Below are 18,895 nucleotides of genomic sequence, written 5' to 3' on the forward strand. Positions count from 1 at the left end.
GCGGAGCCGTCGGCAAGTGTGTAGAGGTTTCGGCCACGAATCGCACGCCGTGAGGGGTGGCGAGTGCGAGCCATGCGCTGTCACGCCATGACGTCCCGGGTGACGCGCTGTACCAGGTAGCAAGCCTGAGTCGGGCAGCGCCCGAAGCGCGTGCCTGGGCGTCGCGCCATAGCGCGCCGAGACTCACGCGGGCTGCATGGCATGTCAGCCAGTGCCGCGTGCTGGTGTCGGCGTCATCCGCGCCGCGGAGCTGACAATCAGCCGTCACCATCGCTGCAAGCGTGCCATTAAATCCAAGTGAGGGGAGTCGGCACGGCCAGCATCGTTGTTCGACGCCGGGTTCGACCAGGCGCGCCCAAAGCATGGCAGCAAATGCCTTCTGTGCTCTACTGCTAAAGCAAATGCGCTTGGCGATCTCGAGTGGGTCACACGAGTCCATAAACCGGGATACCCATCGATCTCCGTCGGGTGCGACATGCCGGCGGACATGGCGCGCTAGCGCACGGTACACATCGATCGCAGACGTCGTCTGCCGAAGTGCCGCTCTTCTATTCTCTTGAACATCAGTTGGCGGCGGACGATCCTGGCTCTCCACAAGCCTTGACGGGGAGCCGTGCCCAATGATCTGGGTGCGAGCCGGCGCGGACGTAATCGGCCTAAGGCACGTGGGATATATAATCCCGAGCGATTGCGCGGTGGTAATCAGCCACTCTGCACTGCCAGGCGAGTGTTGGGAAAGCGCCTGGTCGAGGCGCGCTGGTCGGATGAGCTGCGATAGCGAGCGTAGCCATGCCGCAACGGGGATAAGCGTGTACGTCATGTGTGGCGTCATCGTCGGTCGACGACAGGTTTCGTGCGTAAAAAAGTGCAGCCGCCCACACGGACAGCTCCCTACCGTTCCGAAGTCGGCAAGAGACCGTAGCGCAGCGCTAAACGGTGCGCCGCAGTGGCAGCGACCGACAAGCGGGGTGTGATGAATCGGGCACGCATCGAGCAATGCGACGGAAAAGAGCGCCGAATGGTAGCCCGATGCCAGACATGCAAGGCAGACGCGTGGCCGCGGCACGACGAGCGCAACACGAAGCGGAGCAGGCAGTGCGTCGAGAGTCGACCAGTCGAAGATCGCTGGCGGCTCGCCGAGCGAGCGCGAGCGCTGCAACATCGATCTTGCTAGTCCGGATATCGAGCAGATCCACCGGTAGGTTCTGGCGCGTCCTGGAGGTCGGCAGGTCAGCAGGGTGGAGAGCATTCAGCGCACACGCGCGCAGAACTGTGTGCCACAGCGATGCATACGGCAACACACTGCCACGATGCCAGGTAAGACGGCGTTCAGGCATGACTTGCTTCGCGGCGACTCGCACCACGAAGAGCCGCAGTCGCTGACACCAGCGCCATCAGTGTCCGGTGCCCGCAATTCTCGACAGCCAGACGCCACACTTCGGGCGAGGTCGCTATCTCGGCGTTTCCGCCACTGGCGATGTGAAGTAGAACGTGGCGACACGCTTGCGCCACGGTCTTCATCGGAAAATCCGTCGGCCCAGAATAATGCGACGGCAATGTCTCATTCATCGCTTGCATAAGGCTGTCGGCTTGATGCTCCATCCGAAATCCTCCGGCCCACGGGCGCGGCGCCAGGCCTGCCGTGAATGAGCAGCCCGAGCCCGGGGGCCATTCGCTACCGTCGTCATAGCCACGCATGACGTAGGCGAGCTCGTCAACACTTCGCACACCGTGAAAGGGCTCCGATGCGAGCATGAAGCGGGCAGCCACATGGACGCCGCCCGCGAGTGCCATGCCGAGTGGTTCATCGAAAAACTGCAACGAAGCAATCGAAAATACACACAAACGGACTCGCTGCTTCTCGAGAAGACTATGCAGCTCGACGAGCCATAGCCACTCGCGCTGACTCATACCCTGAGCTTCATCGATGACCAGGACAAGAAATCGGCCCGCGCCTTGCGCTGCAAGTTCGATCCAGCGCTCCACGAGCATAATCTGCCGTTCGAGCGGATTGCGTCGTGCCTGGGCGAGCCGGTGACCGCTCGCCTCAAGCAGGTACGCGTAGAAACGGCCAACCGCCTGACTGCTAGCTGAATCTGTATGGCTCCAGATAACCAGTGGCACGTAGCCAGCGTGGCGTTCGGATAGCAAACGCTGAAGCCAGTGGTCAACGGCACTCGATTTACCGAACCTCGACGGCCCGAAGATGGTTGCGCCATCGATCTGGTCGTCAAGCCAACCAGCGATGCGATCAACCATGTCATGAATGGCAATCGTAAATAGCGAATAGTCGCGCGTATCCACTGGGTGGTCACGGGGAACGTGAGCACCTACAAGTGGCTCCGTAGCGCGTCTGGGCGACGTTACCATTGCTGGGCCCGGCGCATTGGCGGCAGCGTGGTGGGATTACTGCGTGTGGTCGCAGCAGTCGGCGGCTTGACGTTCGCAGCTGCCGGCTCAGCGTGTTTGACAATACTTACCATCGATTGCCCCGCTAATCGTTGCGCATGCTTCTCCAGAATCCGGCGAGCTTCGAGATATGCTGGATGGACAGGCAATTTCCGTTCCGGTGAGTCCTCTGCATAACGTAGCAACGCTTCGACCGCGTCGCCGTGATTTGCCAAATGCAGCAGCCGACACTTCTCGAGTGCGCGGATCGCTTGTCGCACGTAAAGCGAATGTGGTGTGCGATGCCATGGTGGCGTGGCGCGCACCACTCCGATAAAAACTCCATGCTGCGTGGAGACGGCGGCATAACGCGCGTCGTCTTCATCGTCCAGGTGCAACCAGAAATTGCTCCCCAGGAGATCAGTGCGCAGACACAGCCACTCGGCTGAATAGCGGGCGTTGGCGAAATTGAAATGCGGCCGACGTCCATTCGCGAGGCCGCCGAGCAGTGTGCAGAGCTTGCGCACGCCAACCATGCGGCGTATCGCCTCCGGATCAGCCGTACGGACCGCCGATGAGCCATTAACCATCCAGCGTTGAAGCTGTTCCAGCGGACTGCGGTAGCCTAGTCCTGGGTGCGGCGTTGCGTTGTAGTTGGCGATCAACGTGTCGAGGAGTTCCTGCGGGTATTCGAGCTGGAATTGCGTAGCGATCGCAGCCGCATCAGGATCAGCACCGCGTTTGCCCGTTGGTGAACTGCCGGTGGTTGTCGATAGCCGGTGAAATCCGCCGGCAGCCAGGTGTCCGAAGAACGACTCGATGAACGGGCGGTCATCTTTACCGCGCCGACAGCTATAGCTCTTTGGATCCTGGGGTTTAATGAGTTTCGCGCCGATGAGATCGCGCAACACGGTTTCGACGCGTGCGCAGACGTTTGCGAGTGCTCCATCAACGCTGAATTCGTTCCAGCATGCGCCTGTGAGTTGCGGAAGAAGGTACGAGGGCAAGCCCGCGCCTGGAACGTAAGCCTGGCTGCTGAACTGAAGATCTCGCGGTTCCCACGGTATTAGCGCGCAGCGGACGGCGCGCAGAACGTCCTCGGCCGAGCACTCACGGCGCAAGCTTAGGTGGTAGCCGAGTACTGCACGCGATGCGACATCAATGAGGACCACGACCCAGAGTCGATGAATCATGCGAGGCTCCGTTCCACCATGCGGCGAGGGCACCGACACCATCATTCGAGCGTCAAGCTTGTGCGCGTCACATTCGACGCGCTCGAACGGCGCCAAGGGCGGACGCCTCGTACCGTCGCCGCTGCGGGCCTTGCGTACCGCATCCTCGCCGCCAGTTAGTTGACGCGCCCGTACGGGATGCTCGGCGAGTAGGCGGTCGATGTAGCGGGCAAGCGTCACGTAGCCTCGCTTCTCGACGTTGAAAGGCCACTCACCGCGGCGCTCAAAGCCTCGTTCGCGCAGTTCGGACAGAAACCAGCGAAATATGGCAAGCCGCGGCCGCCGCGCGGCCTCGAGTTCGCCGCGCCTACCGAGGATGCGCTCGCGCAAGCGGTCTTCGACGCCACGTCCGGCCGGCGATTCGAACACCCACTGAAGGGCGCCCACCGCCCGCCGCTCCATGCATTAAGTTTCAACGGCGCTGTTCGCTCGTATGTCTTTACCCGCATGTGCGGTAACAGGCCGCGCCACCCGTACACGCATCCGTCGGGGTGTTGCTTGAGACATCGTCTGGTCAACAGCCGGTATGTATGCGCACGGCACAGACCGCAAGCCGCTCTCAGCTCGACGTCAGTCGCACCCTCAAGGTATAAATGGATAGCGTGTTTGCGTCGTTTAAAAAGCGTGCGCCGTTCAACCGAAAGCGCAACTTCGTCCACGGCTGGCCAAACCTGCAAATCGACAACGCCCGACAGATCGCCCTCGTTGTTGAAGGGATTACTTGCCCGAAGGCGCGAACGTCGTGTCATCGCGAGCCTCCGGCGAGCGCGTCGACCATTACGGAACAAGATTAGTTGAAATCGTACAGAGAGCAACAACTTTAGTTGACGGCGTGGCGCCGATAGGATCAACTTTAGTTGAAATGCAAATCAGAGCTCGTGCCATATAAATCCGGGCTGTCCGGAGAAAAGAGGCCGCGCTTCTTTAGTACCAACTTTAGTTGTGCAAGCGCGGGACACCGATAGTTGCAGACCGCACCCTCACGCGGATTCGTCGGGCGCGGATTGATGGATATGATCACTGTCGACCTCACTCCCTGTCCGAGCGTCCAGATCGGCTCCGCGGTCGAGCTATGGGGAAACAGGTGCATGCGGACGATGTCGCTACAGCAGCTGGAACGATCGGGTGTGAACTCATGTGCGGGCTTGCGAAGCGCGTTCCGATCTGCGTGTCGTGAGGGCTCGAGGCGAGTGCCGCCGCACTTCGCGCCGCTGCCGCTATTTTTGGCGCTGACGTGCTGGCGTCACAGGTGCCGGTCTGTCTTCCGTTTCTCTTGCGCCAAGGAACAAGCTCTCGACGAACGCACGGCGCTCGGCTATTTGGCTTTCGGTGCCCTGTTCTTCAAGAATTGATTCCGAAAGCTCATAGCTGTATAGCAGAAAGCCACGCGCGCGCGCCTCAGCTATGCCAAAGCCTAATGCACTGAAGCATTGGGCGATGTATGACAGACGTTTGCCATCTACCTCGTTGACCATGCTCCGCGCCATATCGTCGCGGCGTCCCCACGCCCGGATCGCGAGTTCGATCGAGGCGGCATCTTTCGCTGCCGCGCCACGAAACGGCAAGCTCAACAGATCGCGAATCAGCTCCCGTGCGGGCAGGTTCCTGCTCTCGAACCGAAAAATAATTTGCTCTGTCGCGGCGTCCCGCCACGACGTCAGCATGCGTCGCAACAGATCCTCACGATCCTTGAAGTGCCAATAAAAACTTCCCTTCGTGACACCCAACTCCTTGGCGAGTGACTCGATACCGATTGCATCCACGCTTCGATTAACGAGCACCCTGCTTGCGGCAGCTATCCAGTCTTTCGGCCCGTACTGATTTCGTGCTCCCTGATCCGATCGTGCGCGCGACATTGCTCTCAGTCCATTTGATGGAAAGGACACATTTTAACCCTGCCATACCATACTTATAAGTACGCCAATGTTCGTGGGATATGGGGCCGGACAGAAGAGTGGTGTATCGAAGAATAGCGCGTAAACCCCTACGACTCAGCGGTTGACGGATTGCGCTTAGAATCCATACCATACTGATACGTATGGACAGGGAGAGGAAATGACTGAGCAAGCTGGAGTGGGTAAAGAGATTTTTGCGGCAGAGCATCGGACGAACTACTTCGATCTTGGCGAAGGAAAGCCGGTCTTCCTGCTTCACGGATCGGGTCCGGGGGTGTCGGGTTGGTCGAACTGGAAGGGCGTGATGAACGAGCTTTCCCAGTCGTTTCGCGTTGTCGTACCGGATATCGCTGGCTTCGGCTTTACAGAATTTAAGGAAGACAGCAAGTACGACATCAAGTTGTGGGTGCGTCATCTGACGGGAATCATGGATGCCTTGCAGATTGAGAAAGCGTCGTTCGTTGGGAACTCCTTTGGTGGAGCGATTTCCCTGGGCCTCGCAGTCTTCGATCCGAGTCGGGTTGAGCGTCTGGTGCTGCTGGGAACGCCAGCTGGCGAGTTTGAGCAAACCGCGGGCCTTCGCTCGGCTTGGGAGTACGAGCCGTCGCTGGCAAACATGGAAGAGACCATGCGTCTTTTCCCCTACGACCAGTCGATCATTACAGAACAGATGATTCGCGATCGCTACACGGCAAGCGCGCGTCCAGGTGCGCAAGATGCCTTGCGCAAGCTGATCCCGAAGCCGAGCGAGGAAGGCCCGACAATTGTTCGCGGATTCCCTGAGGCGGTTGTCGCAAAAATTACTGCGCCCACTCTGGTGCTGCATGGCCGCGAGGATCGCGTTGTTCCCCCGGCTTGTGGTCAGCTTCTGGCACGCGCTATCCCGCAGGCCGACCTGCATCTGTTCGGACACTGCGGTCACTGGGTACAGACAGAGCGGCGCGCTGATTTTCTTCATCTCGTCCAGAACTTCCTGGCATAACGCGATGAGCCGACACGTTCTAGAGCGCGTGCTGCATCAGCTCACGGTCGACCGGGCAGCCAAGCAGCGATTTCGCGAGAACGCCCCATCCTTTGTCGCGCGGTTCGCGCTTTCAGAGGCAGAGCGAACGATGATCGTTTCGTTTGACGTGGCGTCACTGCAGAAAGCAGGGGTCAACCCGATGCTGACCATGGGGTTCTGGCAGGAATTGTCGCCCCACGGTGACATGCGCGTCTATATGCAAAGACTGCGGCCTGTGACAGACGGTGAGACAGTGTACGTCGCGGCAATCAAGCAATAAGTGATCGGAGCAAGGTCAAATGGGAAAAGTGGTCGGTGGTTTTCTTGTTCCTCACGATCCGGTGATGTTCGTCGCCCCGGAAGCGCCTGCTCCGTCCGTACGGCAGCGGATGTGGGGAGCCTTCAGCGAGTGCGCGCGACGTCTGGCAGAACTGCGACCAACCAGTGTGGTCATCGTCGGCGCGGATCATTACATGCTGTTCGGGACTAGTTGCCTGCCGAGTTATCTGATCGGTACAGGCGATGTTGACGGCCCCTTGGATGCGCTACCGGGTCTCCGACGTTCCGTTATTCCTGGCAGCGCAGACCTCGCGACGCACATTGCAGTACACGGGCGTGACAGCGGGTTTGACTGGGCGGTTGCCCGAGCGCTGACCGTAGATCATTCGGTTGGCATTCCAAACCAGCTGATCGTGCAGCCGTTACGCAACGAAGGTGTGAGTGTTGGGACAATTCCGGTCTATCTCGCTGCAGGCGTCGATCCGTATATCCGCATGTCCAGAGCGGCTGGACTCGGGCAGCAAATCCGAGCGGCGGTTGAATCCTATGATGACAACGAGCGAGTGGTAGTCATTGGTAGCGGCGGCTTGAGCCATTGGGTCGGCACTGCGGATATGGGTCGTGTCAACGAGACATTCGACCGGAAGGTCCTGGGATATGCCGAGCGCGGCGAAGTCGATTCGATGTGTGACCTGAGCGATGACTATATCCTGGAGCATGGCGGAAACGGCGGGATGGAAATCCGCAACTGGGCCTGCGCCATGGGTGCGATGGATGGGGCGCGCGGAGAGGTTATTGATTACGAGCCGGTGCCTGAGTGGGTGACAGGGCTCGGATTTGTACAGCTGCATGTTCAGTAGTAGGTGCTCAAATGACAAACAAGGTTTTTCTTCTAACGCGTGAAAACGTGGCGCCGGGCGCGGTGAAGAAAGTCGACGTGCAAGGTTGCCCGCTGGCCGTCTACAACATCGAGGGCCGCTTCTACGCGACAAGCGACGTTTGCACGCATGCGACGGCGTCGCTATCCGAAGGGGAAATCGTAGACGGCGACCTGATCGCCTGTCCGATTCATGACGGGCAGTTCCACATCCCATCAGGTCAGGCAGTGGCGTTCCCTTGCACGGTGGATCTGCGGACCTACCACGTCATCGAAGAAGGCGAAGAGGTGTATGCAGACCTCGACGCCGAGGCGGCAGAAGCCGCGTCTGCGATATGAGGAGTTGATATGAGTGACCATGAATGTTCAAACGCCTGTTCGCGGACGATCCGCGACGCGGTGTCTGATCCCCTCCCGTTCCTCGACGATCTCATCGATCTCAAGGAGGGACGCCTGTCTCGACGGGTGTATTGGGACCACCGGATTTACGAGCAGGAACTCGAGAAGATCTTCGCTCGCAGTTGGCTCTTTCTGGCTCACGAGTCGCAGATTCCGAAGAGCGGTGACTACGTCACGACCTACATGGCGGAAGATAACGTCATCGTGGTCCGTCAGAAAGATGCGAGTATCAAGGCATTCCTCAACACGTGCCCGCACCGCGGAAACAAGTTGAATTTCACCGATGCCGGAAACGCTCGGAGTTTTGTCTGCAACTACCACGGCTGGAGCTTTGGAATCGACGGCGCGCTCAGAGGAATGGCGGGTGAAGCGCTCTTCACGGCAAGTGGCATGGACAAGGCTGAACACAGTCTCCATCCGGTTGCGCAGATGGCTAGCTACAAGGGATTGGTGTTTGGCAATCTGGACCCCAACGCGCCTCCACTGGACGAATGGCTTGGTGATTTCCGGTTCTATCTCGACGTCATGCTTGATATGGACGGCCAGGGGACCGAGTTTGTCGGTGGATGCGTAAAGTCCGTGATCAATTGCAACTGGAAGATCCCGGTCGAAAACTTTATTGGCGATATTTACCACGCTCTTTGGACGCATGACTCAGCCGCGCGAGCCATGTTGGGCGGACCGGTCGCAGATGTTCATAGTGACCCGGACTCCTATCACGTGAATTTCAATGGGCACGGCTGGGAGTTCAACCTGGATACCGTCGGCAATGCCGCGACGCTCGGGGACAAGGAAATCAGGAAGTACCTGTACGGGATCCAGCCGACCGTTGCGCGGCGGCTTGGAGAAATCCGGTCAAAGATGATTGGCTCGATCTCGTCGGTCAGCGTCTTTCCGAACCTGTCTTTCCTCCCTGGGCAGAACACGTTCCGCGTGTGGCATCCACGTGGCCCCGGGAAGATCGAACTGCATACGTGGACGATCGTTAACAAGAGCGCACCGCAGGAGATCAAGGACCGTTGGCTTAAAGGAACGATGATGACCTTTTCGCCGTCGGGCGTGTTCGAAATGGACGACGGAGAAAACTTCGAGTTCTCGACTCGCACCAACGCGGGATTCGTGACTCGCCAGCAGAGCCTTTACATGGGCTTGGGCAGGGAGACAAAGCTCGAGGGCAGTTCTCTGCCGGGAAATGTCTACCGTAATCAGGTAAACGAAGCCAATCATCGTGCTTTCTATCAGCGGTGGCGCGACCTGCTCGAAGCGCGCGACTGGTCTGAGGTCCCGCAGCGGGATGCGCCGCGGTTGCCCGAGCCGGCATTCATGCACACCGACTCGCGGGAGACGGCATGAACGTCGAATCGGATATCGGGCAAAAGCCGGGTATCGAGCCGGTCAACCGCGAGATCGCCCACAAGATCGAGCAGTTTCTGTTCTATGAGGCGCGGTTGCTCGACAGCGAGCGATGGAGTGACTGGCTGGCGCTGACGTCGGAGGACATCCACTACTGGATGCCCGCTATTGAGAACAGGCGCCGTGCTGACAAGCTGGCTGCATACGCCCCCGGCAGGGGTGCGTACTTCGACGATAACCGTCTCGACCTGACGCGCCGGGTTGCCCGCTTCATGCAGCCGTCAGCGTGGGCTGAAGACCCTCCTACTCGGCATGTCCACGTTATCAGCAACGTTGAAGCCTATGAGGGTAGAGAACCGGACGAATATTTGGTTCACTCGGTATTCGTCAACTACCGCAGCCGAGGCGAAGCAGATAACGACCTCCTTCTGGGGCGCCGGGAAGATGTACTGCGCTATGGTGACGGTGCATTTTCAATTGCACGCCGGAAGATCGTCATTACGCAGTCGCTTTTTATGTCCAAAAATCTGAATACCTTTCTCTGACTATGGACTGGCTAAAAAACGACGTAGCGCTGATCACTGGCGCCAACTCAGGAATCGGGCGCGCCGTGCTACGTAGATTCATAGCGGAAGGCGCGAGCGGTGTCGGCGTCCTGATCCGCAACGGCGCCCAGGCTGACGCGATGCGAGAAGAGTTTGGAGACCGGATTGCGATCACCGTTGGCGATGTCCGGTCGCCCGACGCTAATGAAGAAGCCGTGAGAGCCACGACAAAAGCCTTCGGGAAGCTCGACACCATGGTCGGAAACGCAGGCGTTTGGGACCACTTCGCATCGCTGCGGAAATTCGATGGGGCGACCGCCAAGGCCACTTTTGAAGAGGTATTTGCGGTGAACGTGCTGGGCTATCTTCTGGCCGCCCACGCTTCAGCGCCCGCTTTACGCGAGACGAATGGCAGCATGATTTTCACGCTGTCCAACGCCAGCTTTTACGCCGGCGGAGGAGGGCCTGTTTATGTGGCGTCGAAACACGCATGCGTCGGCCTCATTCGTCAACTTGCGTATGAACTTGCCCCGGACGTACGGGTAAACGGCGTTGCGCCCGGAGGGACGGTCACCCCACTTAAAGGACCGGAGTCCCTCGGAAAGGCAGATCGGCTTCTATCCGACATTCCCGGTTTTTCGGATGCTGTTGCAGAAGCTGTCCCGCTAGGCTTCATCGCGCAGCCGGAAGACCATACGGGCCACTATGTCTTACTCGCGTCGCGCGAAAACTCGCGAGCCACTACGGCAGAGATCATTCAGAGCGATGGAGGCTGGGAAGTGCGCGGCCGTCCAGCCCGTCGTGCATAGATCAAAGGGAGCAAAGCAAGCCAATGACATCGCGCAATTCATCCGACGAACTGCGGACACTTTTCAAGGGGCTAGCGTTGCCAGTAATGGCCGCCCCAATGTTCCTCGTCTCCACGCCGGCTCTGGTAAGTGCCGCTTCGCGTGCCGGCATCCTGGGAACCTATGCTGCACCCAATGCGCGGAATATCGCGGCGCTGGACGTAGCGCTGGCGGGAATTGCGCAAGCCGCGCGGGCAGATGGTGGCGTGCCCTGGGCACTCAACATGATCGTTCATAGCAGTTATGACCGCTTTGATGCAGAGCTCGATCTGGTTAAGAAATATAAGCCAGCTATGGTGACCACTGCTTTGGGAAGTCCGCGCCGGGTGCTCGAGACAGTGCATGGATACGGCGGCTTTGTTATGGCCGATGTGATCGATGTTCGCCTCGCGCGAAAAGCCGTCGAAGCTGGGGTTGATGGTCTGATCCTTGTAACGTCCGGCGCTGGCGGACACACCGGGACGTACCATCCATTTGCTTTCATCGACGAGGTGAGAAGGTTCTGGGACGGACCCATAGGCCTAGCGGGTGCCGTTTCGACCGGCACGCACATTCGTGCCGCTCAACTGATTGGGGCGGACTTCGCGGTGCTGGGAACGCGGTTCATCGCGACCCCGGAGAGCGCGGCTGTTCCCGAGTACCGCGAATCGCTTGTCCAGAGCGCGATGGAGGATCTTGTCCTGTCGAAGGCAGTCTCGGGCGTCAGTGCGAACTGGCTGCGAAGCACGCTCGAGTCAGCTGGCATCACCAGTGATCAATTGAAGGAGGAGAAGAAGATCGACTTCTCCGGCGACATCAGCACGGCACCCAAGGCGTGGAAAGATGTGTGGTCTGCCGGGCATGGCGTAGGCGCTATCGACACGATCAAGCCGGTGTCTGACGTCGTCGACCAGCTGCTTGAAGAATATTGCCGATGCATCGGGCGGGAGGGGGAAACATTGCGCCTGCTCGAACGGCAGTATTCGGACGACACGAAGATGACCAGCAATTAGCGCAACGCTGACGTCGGACGCAAGAAATGAAACCAGGGAGTCACAGATGGGCAGTGTGAACGTGGCAAAGGCAGCTGAGGCCTTACTGACGGCGCGAAATCAGCGCCAGACTATTCCTCCGATATCCGACACTTTCGATATCCGGGGGTTGGACGACGCCTACGCGGTTGCGGAATTAAATACGAAAATCGCTGTCGCGCACGGTCGGCGCATCACTGGCAAGAAGATCGGCTTGACGTCGACGGCGGTTCAGAAGCAACTCGGTGTCGATCAGCCGGATTTCGGTGTTCTGTTCGACGACATGGAATTTGTGAGCGGTGCCGAGTTGGCTGCCGACAGGTTGCTTCAGCCAAAGGCAGAGGGTGAGATCGCCTTTGTTTTTGGCCGCGACCTGAACGAAGTCGCCGTCAGTTGGGGGCAGTTTCTAACTTCGATTGAATTCGTGCTGCCCGCGATCGAGATCGTTGACAGTGCGATCGCTGACTGGAAGATCACGTTATCGGACACCATCGCCGATAACGCGTCCTGCGGGCTTTATGTGCTCGGTGCCACCCCACGATTGTTAACGGACCTTGACCTCGCTGCCTGCACGATGCAGTTCAAAAAAAGCGACGAAATCGTGTCGGAGGGCAATGGCGCCGCCTGTATGGGTAATCCCCTTTTTTCAGCTTGGTGGCTTGCCAAGACTCTCGCGCGACTGGGGCAGCCGCTGAACGCCGGAGACGTCGTGCTTTCAGGCGCACTGGGGCCCATGTTTCCAATCAGAGCCGGGGATCGCCTCGAGGTCGAGATCGGTGGACTGGGACAGGTGTCCTGTCGTATCGCCTAGTGGCATCGCAAAGAGGAGACAGAAGTGCGTTGGCGAATTGAAACCAGAACGTTGCGCGTCAAGGAGACGGTCCGTGAGCATTGCGACATCTGAGCGAGACATGGCTGATTATCAGACCCATTTGCCCCTTGGCGGAGTCAGCGGCCTTGCAAAACCAAATATTGTCCGCGAACATCGGGGAGACGGCAGCTTCGTGCTGCGCTCTGCCGAACGACTGCTTCCCTACGACAGATGCATCGGCGACTGGCTGTGCCGGTGGGCGAGCCGCACGCCGGATGCAGTGTTTCTGGCCGAACGATCTTCAATTGAGGGTTCGCGTACATGGCGGACTGTCACTTACGCGCAAGCGCTAGAGCAGGTGAGGCGTATCGGACAGTCGCTGCTCGATCTTGAGCTCGACTTCGGCCGTCCAATCGTTGCGCTATCCGACAATAGTGTCAACTTGGGGCTGTTGAGCCTTGCGGTCATGCACGTGGGCGGGTCGATTTCGATCATCTCTTCGGCATACTCGCGAGTCGCATCCGGCCGCAGCAGGCTTTATTCAATGCTGGATCAAATCAATCCGTGTCTGATCTACGCAGAAGATGCCAGCCACTACGGTGATGTTATCGGAAACTATGGCGCGGCCGCGCCGGCGGTATACACGCTTAATTCGCCGGCAGATGCGTTGTCGTTTGAGACGCTGATCGCTGCCCCGGCGACTTCCGCGGTAGACGCTGCATTCGAGAAGATCCTCGGGAGTACGCCCGCAAGAATGCTACTGACGTCCGGGTCTACAGGAAAACCGAAACTTGTAGTCAACACCCACCAGATGCTCTGTGCGAATCAGCAGATGATCTCGCAATGTTGGCACTTCGTCGATCAGCATAGTCCGGTTGTTCTGGACTGGCTGCCCTGGAGCCATACGTTCGGAGCGAACCACAACTTCAATCTGGTTTTGCGAAACGGGGGCACGCTCTATATCGATGACGGCCGGCCGATGCCCGGAAAAATTGAGCGCACACTTGAAAACATTCGGGAAGTCAGGCCGACGCTTTTCTTCAATGTGCCCAAGGGGTTCGATGCATTGCTTCCGTACCTCGAGAATGATCCTTCGCTTGCAGACGCGCTGTTCGGTCGGTTGCAGATGCTGTTTTTTGCGGCCGCGGCTTTGCCACAGAAAACAGCGGACCGTCTCCGCGCCGTGGCGGCACAGGTCGGTCCTCGTCGAATCTTCCTGACAACAGAGTGGGGATCCACGGAAACGGCGCCTGTCGTTACCAGCGCCCATTTCGAATCCAGCGATGCGAAGAACATCGGCGTGCCGGTTCCTGGCGTCGAACTCAAGTTCGTGCCGGCGCACGGGAAACTCGAAATGCGTGTTCGGGGTGAATCCGTCTTCGCCGAATATCGGGGCGATCCCGAAAAAACTGCCGAGGCGTTCGACGAGGAAGGTTTCTATCGAATTGGCGATGCTGGCCAGCTCGCCCGTGCGGATGATCCCAACGCCGGGATCATTTTCGATGGCCGTGTCGCTGAAGATTTCAAGCTCACAACGGGGACATGGGTGTCGGTGGGCCCCCTCCGACTGCGAATCTTGTCCGGTCTTGCGCCGTATGCGCAGGACATTGTGATTGCTGGGCATGACCGGGATGAGATCGGCATCCTGATCTTTCCGGGGCCGGCCTTGAGAGCTTTGGCGCAGGACGCCGAAGGCGCAATGACGGGAGCCGAGCTAGTGCATCGCGAGGGAGTTCGCGATGTGCTGACCAAGCAGTTAAAGAGTCTTTCTGCGAACGTCGGTTCATCGCAGAAACCCGCGCGTGCATTACTTCTGTCAGCGCCCCCGTCGCTAGAGCTGGGAGAGGTTACCGATAAAGGTTACGTCAACCAGCGTGTCGTCCTCGCACTTCGAGAACTTGAAGTGCAGACGCTATTTAGTGACGCCGACGCAGTGATTCGCGTTCAGTGACCAATCTGTAAAGGATAGCAAGGATGTCAAGAAAACTTAAAGCAGCGATTGTCGGTTCCGGCAACATTGGCACGGACCTGATGATCAAGGTGATGCGTCATGGCACGCACATCGAGATGGGCGTCATGGTCGGGATTGATCCGAATTCAGACGGCCTCGCTCGCGCCGCGAGGCTGGGTGTGCCGGTCTGCTCGTCTGGTGTACCGGGGCTGGTCGACATACCGGTCTTTCAGCATATCGATATTGTCTTTGATGCGACCTCGGCGAGCGCTCACGTGTCAAACGATAGGGTACTCCGCGAAAGGAAGCTTGACATTCTGATGGTTGACCTGACGCCGGCGGCGATCGGCCCGTATTGTGTCCCGGTCGTCAATCTCGAGCAGAACATCGATGCGCTGAACGTCAACATGGTGACATGCGGTGGTCAGGCCACGATTCCGATCGTCGCTGCCATCGCATCTACGACAGAGGTCGCGTACGCCGAAATCGTCGCATCGATTTCTAGCCGCTCCGCAGGCCCCGGGACACGAGCCAATATTGATGAGTTTACGGAAACGACCTCGAAGGCGCTCGAAGTCGTGGGTGGGGCCAAAAAAGGTAAAGCCATCATCATCCTTAATCCGGCAGAGCCGCCTTTACTTATGCGCGACACGGTCTATACGTTCTCCCATGCGGGCGATGAGGCAGTTATCGAGCAGGCGGTGGAAGCGATGGTCCAGCGTGTGAACTCCTACGTGCCGGGCTATCGGCTCAAGCAGCGGGTGCAGTTTGAACGATTTGGCGCGCAAAGCAAGCTTAACGTCCCAGGCGTCGGTCTGATGGAAGGGCTCAAGACGACCGTATTCCTCGAAGTCGAAGGAGCTGCACACTACCTGCCGGCCTATGCCGGGAATCTGGACATCATGACTTCAGCTGCGCTGGCCACGGGCGAGCGTCTCGCCAGACGACGTCTTGACGCCTCCACCCTTTTGCCCGCCTGAGCGGCGCCCTTCTGACGACGGAGCCTGATTCATGAAAGACAAAATCTATATCTCGGATGTGACGCTGCGCGATGGTTCGCACGCTATCCGTCACCAGTACAGCGTTGCAGACGTGAAGCGAATTGCTGCTGCGCTCGATGCCGCGCGGGTCGACTCGATTGAAGTTGCGCATGGCGACGGACTGCAGGGCTCGTCATTCAACTACGGGTTCGGTGCACATACCGACCTGGAGTGGATCTCGGCGGTTGCCGAAACGGTTAAACATGCAACGGTTGCGACACTGCTTATTCCTGGCATCGGGACGATCCACGACTTGCAGCAGGCGTACGACGCAGGTGCCCGTATTGTGCGCGTCGCGACGCATTGCACGGAAGCGGACATCTCTCGCCAGCACATCGAGTTTGCGCGGACGCTGGGCATGGATACAGTCGGCTTCCTGATGATGAGTCACATGACGACGCCGGCCGATCTGGCCCACCAGGCGAAGCTGATGGAGAGCTACGGCGCAACGTGCATATACGTCGTCGACTCAGGCGGAGCGCTCACGATGAACGATGTGCGTGACCGGTTCCGCGCTTTGAAAGAGGTCCTCGACCCGTCCACGCAGACAGGGATGCACGCGCACCACAACCTTAGTCTGGGCGTTGCAAACTCAATCGTTGCAGTGGAGGAAGGATGCGACCGAGTCGACGCAAGTCTTGCCGGGATGGGCGCTGGAGCCGGAAACGCGCCACTGGAAGTTTTTGTGGCGGCGGCAGAGCGCATGGGCTGGACGCATGGATGTGATCTTTATACGTTGCTGGACGCCGCTGACGACATCGTTCGGCCGCTGCAGGACAGACCCGTGCGCGTAGACCGCGAGACGCTGGCGCTCGGATATGCCGGCGTGTATTCCAGCTTTCTACGGCATGCCGAGAAAGCGGCCGGCCAGCACGGCCTCAAGACGGTCGACATCCTAGTTGAATTGGGCCGCCGGCGGATGGTCGGTGGTCAGGAAGACATGATCGTGGATGTTGCACTGGATCTTAAGCAGCGGGAAAAGGTAGCTTGATCGAAAGCAGCGGGCGTAGCGCCTATGCCCGTGCCTTTAGGTGGACCCAACGGATTTATGGTTATGCACACTATTACGATCAACCCAGCCGGCGTCGAGTTGCAATGCGGTGGCGAGGCCACAATCCTTGATGCGGCAATGACAGCGGGCTTTTTCCCCCGGCATAGTTGCCGGCGCGGCGAGTGTCGCGCATGCGAGGTGAGAGTCGTTCAAGGTGAGGTGCGCTATCCAGACAATGTGGATCTCGATTCCATACGCGCAGGCCACTGCCTCACCTGTGTCGCTCGCCCTAGCGGCGACTTGGTCATCGAGGCGCCTGAAGTCACAGCAACACCAGGTCGGCCGGTGATCGCCGCAGCTGCGAGAGTGACGTCAGTCAGTCGAGTAAGCCGGGACGTCAGCCTCGTCAGGCTTCAGATCCCCATAACCCAGCCGTTTATGTTCGAGCCTGGTCAGTATCTGGATGTCATCCTGAAGGACGGCACGCGTCGCAGCTATTCAATGGCCAATTCGCCTAATGCCGGTGGCCAGGTCGAACTGCATGTGCGCGCCCTGCCGGGCGGCCGGTTCTCACAGCATGTCTACAACAACCTCAAGCCTCGGGATTTGCTACGTATCGAAGGGCCTTTTGGAACGTTCAAGCTGAGTACTTCGACTACCCCTGTTATTTTGCTTGCGTCAGGGACCGGCTTCGCGCCAATCCTCTCGATTATCCGTAGCCATGGCTCCCTCTTGCAGTCCAGAGGTGCTGCGCTGTATTGGGGAGGGCTACGGCCTGAAGACCTCTACGGGCTCGCGGGTGCGCTCGATTGGGTCGGGCAGTCCGCGAGCTTTAGCTTCATTCCCGTGATCTCAAACCCCGGCGATGACTGGCAAGGCAGAAAGGGATTCGTGCATGCTGCCGTCCAGGAAGATTTCCCGGATATGTCGGGGCTGGAAGTTTATGCGTGCGGGAATCCCTTGATGGTTGATGCAGCTCGGACAGCTTTCACCGACGAGAATCGCTTGCCTCCGCAATCCTTTTTCAGTGACGCCTTTGTCACGACGATCCCGACGCCGCAGCAATCACAGACGGCCGAGGCGACCTGACGGACTTTGTCGGCGATGGGCAGAGGGAGGCGGAGGATGAGCCGTCTGGAATTGCCTCGTCTGAATTCACGCTCAGTAATAGATAACTATCTATATTTGTCATCGTTGTCATCACCGTAGTCCACCCGGATCGCCATTTCTGGTGCAAGGCTCGTTTCTTCGCGTGCGGCCTCAGAAGGCCAAAAAGCATCGGAATTAGGCCGGTTTACCCTATAGTCTATCGTATTAGGTGAAGACCCTAGCCAGAAAATATTTGACACAAAAATCTGAACTGGTTAATTTGCACAAATAGATAAATATCCGGTATAGGCGCGAGGGATCGTCGCGCGCTCCATGCGGCGCCTCTTGTTAGATGGTCTTGCCGGCCCCATGCCACGAGAAGGAGACACGGAATGTCTAGCAAATTTCGCATGCTTATCGGCGGTATTCTTCGCGGACAGAACACCGACCTCGAGGTCGTCAACCCGGCCAATGAAGAGGTGATCGCACGTTGCGTTCGTGCAACCGCGAGCGATGCCGCAGATGCTGTAGCAGCAGCGCGTCGTGCATGGCCAGCCTGGCGCGATACGGCGCTCGGACAGCGCCGCGAAATACTGTTGAAGATCGCCGATGCAATCGATCAGAACGCCGATGAGTTGACGATGCTCATCACGCTCGAACAGGGTAAGCCTCTGAAAGATGCCGCGATCGAGGTTCAGATGGCATCTGGTGTGCTGCGCTATTTTGCTGAATCCGATTTCAAGCCGCAGGTCGTCCAGGACGACGTCGGGCAGCGTGCCGAGATTCATCGACGGCCTCTTGGAGTGGTTTTGGCAATCACGGCATGGAACTTCCCTTTGCTGATGGGTGTGTACAAGCTGGCGCCAGCATTGATAGCAGGGAACACATTGGTTCTCAAGCCAAGTCCGACGACGCCGCTCTCGTCCCTGCGGTTCGGCGAACTCGTTGCGGACATCGTGCCGGCGGGAGTCGTTAACGTCCTGGCGGATGGCGGGGATATCGGTCCCATTCTGACGGCGCATCCGGACGTCGCGAAAGTTTCATTTACAGGGTCAACGAATACAGGACGATCGATTATGCGCTCCGCCTCCGACACCGTTAAACGTTTGACATTGGAACTGGGCGGAAACGATGCGGCAATTGTGCTAGACGACGTCGATGTAAGAAGCGTGGCCCGTCATATC

17 protein-coding genes and 1 pseudogene are annotated in these 18,895 nt (G+C 58.6%); 15 read left to right on the top strand and 3 right to left on the bottom strand.

The features are described from left to right. Positions 1 to 1,329 precede the first annotated feature (1,329 nt). Both B0G71_RS40765 and B0G71_RS40770 read right to left on the bottom strand, forming a co-directional pair. The gene (locus B0G71_RS40765) at positions 1,330 to 2,304 is read right to left on the bottom strand and encodes an ATP-binding protein (protein ID WP_181917007.1); all 975 of its coding nucleotides are present in this window, start codon (positions 2,302 to 2,304) and stop codon (positions 1,330 to 1,332) included. A gap of 59 nt (positions 2,305 to 2,363) precedes the next feature. Then, positions 2,364 to 4,007 (bottom strand): hypothetical protein, encoded by a 1,644-nt coding sequence (locus B0G71_RS40770; protein WP_181917008.1) that lies wholly within the window; start codon positions 4,005 to 4,007, stop codon positions 2,364 to 2,366. Between the two features lie 553 nt (positions 4,008 to 4,560). Between B0G71_RS40770 and B0G71_RS40780 the strand changes: the two are divergent. Next, positions 4,561 to 4,797, top strand: a pseudogene (locus B0G71_RS40780) (alanine racemase C-terminal domain-containing protein); the annotation flags it as partial. 40 nt (positions 4,798 to 4,837) lie between these two features. Here the strand turns inward: B0G71_RS40780 and B0G71_RS40785 are convergent. Then, entirely contained in the window at positions 4,838 to 5,476 is a 639-nt protein-coding gene (locus tag B0G71_RS40785) for a TetR/AcrR family transcriptional regulator (protein ID WP_116150211.1), read from the bottom strand. A gap of 199 nt (positions 5,477 to 5,675) precedes the next feature. Between B0G71_RS40785 and B0G71_RS40790 the strand changes: the two genes are divergently transcribed. From B0G71_RS40790 to B0G71_RS40855, 14 genes are all read left to right on the top strand, one after another. Beyond that, positions 5,676 to 6,497, top strand: a complete 822-nt coding sequence (locus B0G71_RS40790; RefSeq protein WP_116150213.1) for an alpha/beta fold hydrolase — start codon at positions 5,676 to 5,678, stop codon at positions 6,495 to 6,497. 4 nt (positions 6,498 to 6,501) lie between these two features. Then, the gene (locus B0G71_RS40795; protein WP_116150214.1) at positions 6,502 to 6,798 is read left to right on the top strand and encodes an extradiol ring-cleavage dioxygenase; all 297 of its coding nucleotides are present in this window, start codon (positions 6,502 to 6,504) and stop codon (positions 6,796 to 6,798) included. Positions 6,799 to 6,817: 19 nt separating this feature from the next. Then, entirely contained in the window at positions 6,818 to 7,657 is an 840-nt protein-coding gene (locus B0G71_RS40800) for a protocatechuate 3,4-dioxygenase (protein ID WP_116150216.1), read from the top strand. A gap of 11 nt (positions 7,658 to 7,668) precedes the next feature. Beyond that, entirely contained in the window at positions 7,669 to 8,013 is a 345-nt protein-coding gene (locus B0G71_RS40805; RefSeq protein WP_116150218.1) for a non-heme iron oxygenase ferredoxin subunit, read from the top strand. 9 nt (positions 8,014 to 8,022) lie between these two features. Further along, on the top strand, positions 8,023 to 9,426 hold the full coding sequence (locus B0G71_RS40810; RefSeq protein ID WP_116150220.1) for an aromatic ring-hydroxylating dioxygenase subunit alpha: 1,404 nt from the start codon (positions 8,023 to 8,025) through the stop codon (positions 9,424 to 9,426). Beyond that, positions 9,423 to 9,971, top strand: a complete 549-nt coding sequence (locus tag B0G71_RS40815; protein ID WP_116150222.1) for a 3-phenylpropionate/cinnamic acid dioxygenase subunit beta — start codon at positions 9,423 to 9,425, stop codon at positions 9,969 to 9,971. Before B0G71_RS40810 ends, B0G71_RS40815 begins: the two co-directional genes overlap by 4 nt. A 2-nt stretch (positions 9,972 to 9,973) precedes the next feature. Next, positions 9,974 to 10,780, top strand: coding sequence for a 3-(cis-5,6-dihydroxycyclohexa-1,3-dien-1-yl)propanoate dehydrogenase (hcaB, locus tag B0G71_RS40820; RefSeq protein ID WP_116150223.1), 807 nt, complete (start codon positions 9,974 to 9,976; stop codon positions 10,778 to 10,780). 23 nt (positions 10,781 to 10,803) lie between these two features. Further along, positions 10,804 to 11,811 (top strand): nitronate monooxygenase family protein, encoded by a 1,008-nt coding sequence (locus tag B0G71_RS40825; protein ID WP_116150225.1) that lies wholly within the window; start codon positions 10,804 to 10,806, stop codon positions 11,809 to 11,811. Between the two features lie 46 nt (positions 11,812 to 11,857). Next, entirely contained in the window at positions 11,858 to 12,640 is a 783-nt protein-coding gene (locus B0G71_RS40830) for a 2-keto-4-pentenoate hydratase (RefSeq protein WP_116150226.1), read from the top strand. A gap of 73 nt (positions 12,641 to 12,713) precedes the next feature. Beyond that, complete coding sequence (locus B0G71_RS40835; RefSeq protein WP_258875878.1) at positions 12,714 to 14,591, top strand: feruloyl-CoA synthase; 1,878 nt, start codon at positions 12,714 to 12,716, stop codon at positions 14,589 to 14,591. Between the two features lie 23 nt (positions 14,592 to 14,614). After that, positions 14,615 to 15,571, top strand: a complete 957-nt coding sequence (locus tag B0G71_RS40840) for an acetaldehyde dehydrogenase (acetylating) (RefSeq protein ID WP_116150230.1) — start codon at positions 14,615 to 14,617, stop codon at positions 15,569 to 15,571. Positions 15,572 to 15,602: 31 nt separating this feature from the next. Continuing rightward, positions 15,603 to 16,622 carry a 4-hydroxy-2-oxovalerate aldolase gene (gene dmpG, locus B0G71_RS40845; RefSeq protein ID WP_116150232.1) on the top strand — a complete coding sequence of 340 codons (1,020 nt, stop codon included), beginning with the start codon at positions 15,603 to 15,605 and terminating at the stop codon, positions 16,620 to 16,622. A gap of 63 nt (positions 16,623 to 16,685) precedes the next feature. Further along, positions 16,686 to 17,711, top strand: coding sequence for an FAD-binding oxidoreductase (locus B0G71_RS40850; RefSeq protein ID WP_181917009.1), 1,026 nt, complete (start codon positions 16,686 to 16,688; stop codon positions 17,709 to 17,711). Positions 17,712 to 18,103: 392 nt separating this feature from the next. Then, positions 18,104 to 18,895, top strand: a 792-nt coding sequence (locus B0G71_RS40855) for an aldehyde dehydrogenase family protein (RefSeq protein ID WP_116150236.1), incomplete at its 3' end; no start/stop codon positions are given.

It is taken from the genome of Paraburkholderia sp. BL27I4N3 (assembly GCF_003386115.1).
Taxonomy (GTDB): domain Bacteria; phylum Pseudomonadota; class Gammaproteobacteria; order Burkholderiales; family Burkholderiaceae; genus Paraburkholderia.

Excerpts from the sequence above, each read along its gene's own strand:
- B0G71_RS40785 (WP_116150211.1), bottom strand. The coding sequence starts at position 5,476 with ATGTCGCGCGCACGATCGGATCAGGGAGCACGAAATCAGTACGGGCCG.
- B0G71_RS40790 (WP_116150213.1), top strand. The coding sequence starts at position 5,676 with ATGACTGAGCAAGCTGGAGTGGGTAAAGAGATTTTTGCGGCAGAGCAT.
- B0G71_RS40795 (WP_116150214.1), top strand. The coding sequence starts at position 6,502 with ATGAGCCGACACGTTCTAGAGCGCGTGCTGCATCAGCTCACGGTCGAC.
- B0G71_RS40800 (WP_116150216.1), top strand. The coding sequence starts at position 6,818 with ATGGGAAAAGTGGTCGGTGGTTTTCTTGTTCCTCACGATCCGGTGATG.
- B0G71_RS40805 (WP_116150218.1), top strand. The coding sequence starts at position 7,669 with ATGACAAACAAGGTTTTTCTTCTAACGCGTGAAAACGTGGCGCCGGGC.
- B0G71_RS40810 (WP_116150220.1), top strand. The coding sequence starts at position 8,023 with ATGAGTGACCATGAATGTTCAAACGCCTGTTCGCGGACGATCCGCGAC.
- B0G71_RS40815 (WP_116150222.1), top strand. The coding sequence starts at position 9,423 with ATGAACGTCGAATCGGATATCGGGCAAAAGCCGGGTATCGAGCCGGTC.
- hcaB (WP_116150223.1), top strand. The coding sequence starts at position 9,974 with ATGGACTGGCTAAAAAACGACGTAGCGCTGATCACTGGCGCCAACTCA.
- B0G71_RS40825 (WP_116150225.1), top strand. The coding sequence starts at position 10,804 with ATGACATCGCGCAATTCATCCGACGAACTGCGGACACTTTTCAAGGGG.
- B0G71_RS40830 (WP_116150226.1), top strand. The coding sequence starts at position 11,858 with ATGGGCAGTGTGAACGTGGCAAAGGCAGCTGAGGCCTTACTGACGGCG.
- B0G71_RS40840 (WP_116150230.1), top strand. The coding sequence starts at position 14,615 with ATGTCAAGAAAACTTAAAGCAGCGATTGTCGGTTCCGGCAACATTGGC.
- dmpG (WP_116150232.1), top strand. The coding sequence starts at position 15,603 with ATGAAAGACAAAATCTATATCTCGGATGTGACGCTGCGCGATGGTTCG.
- B0G71_RS40850 (WP_181917009.1), top strand. The coding sequence starts at position 16,686 with ATGCACACTATTACGATCAACCCAGCCGGCGTCGAGTTGCAATGCGGT.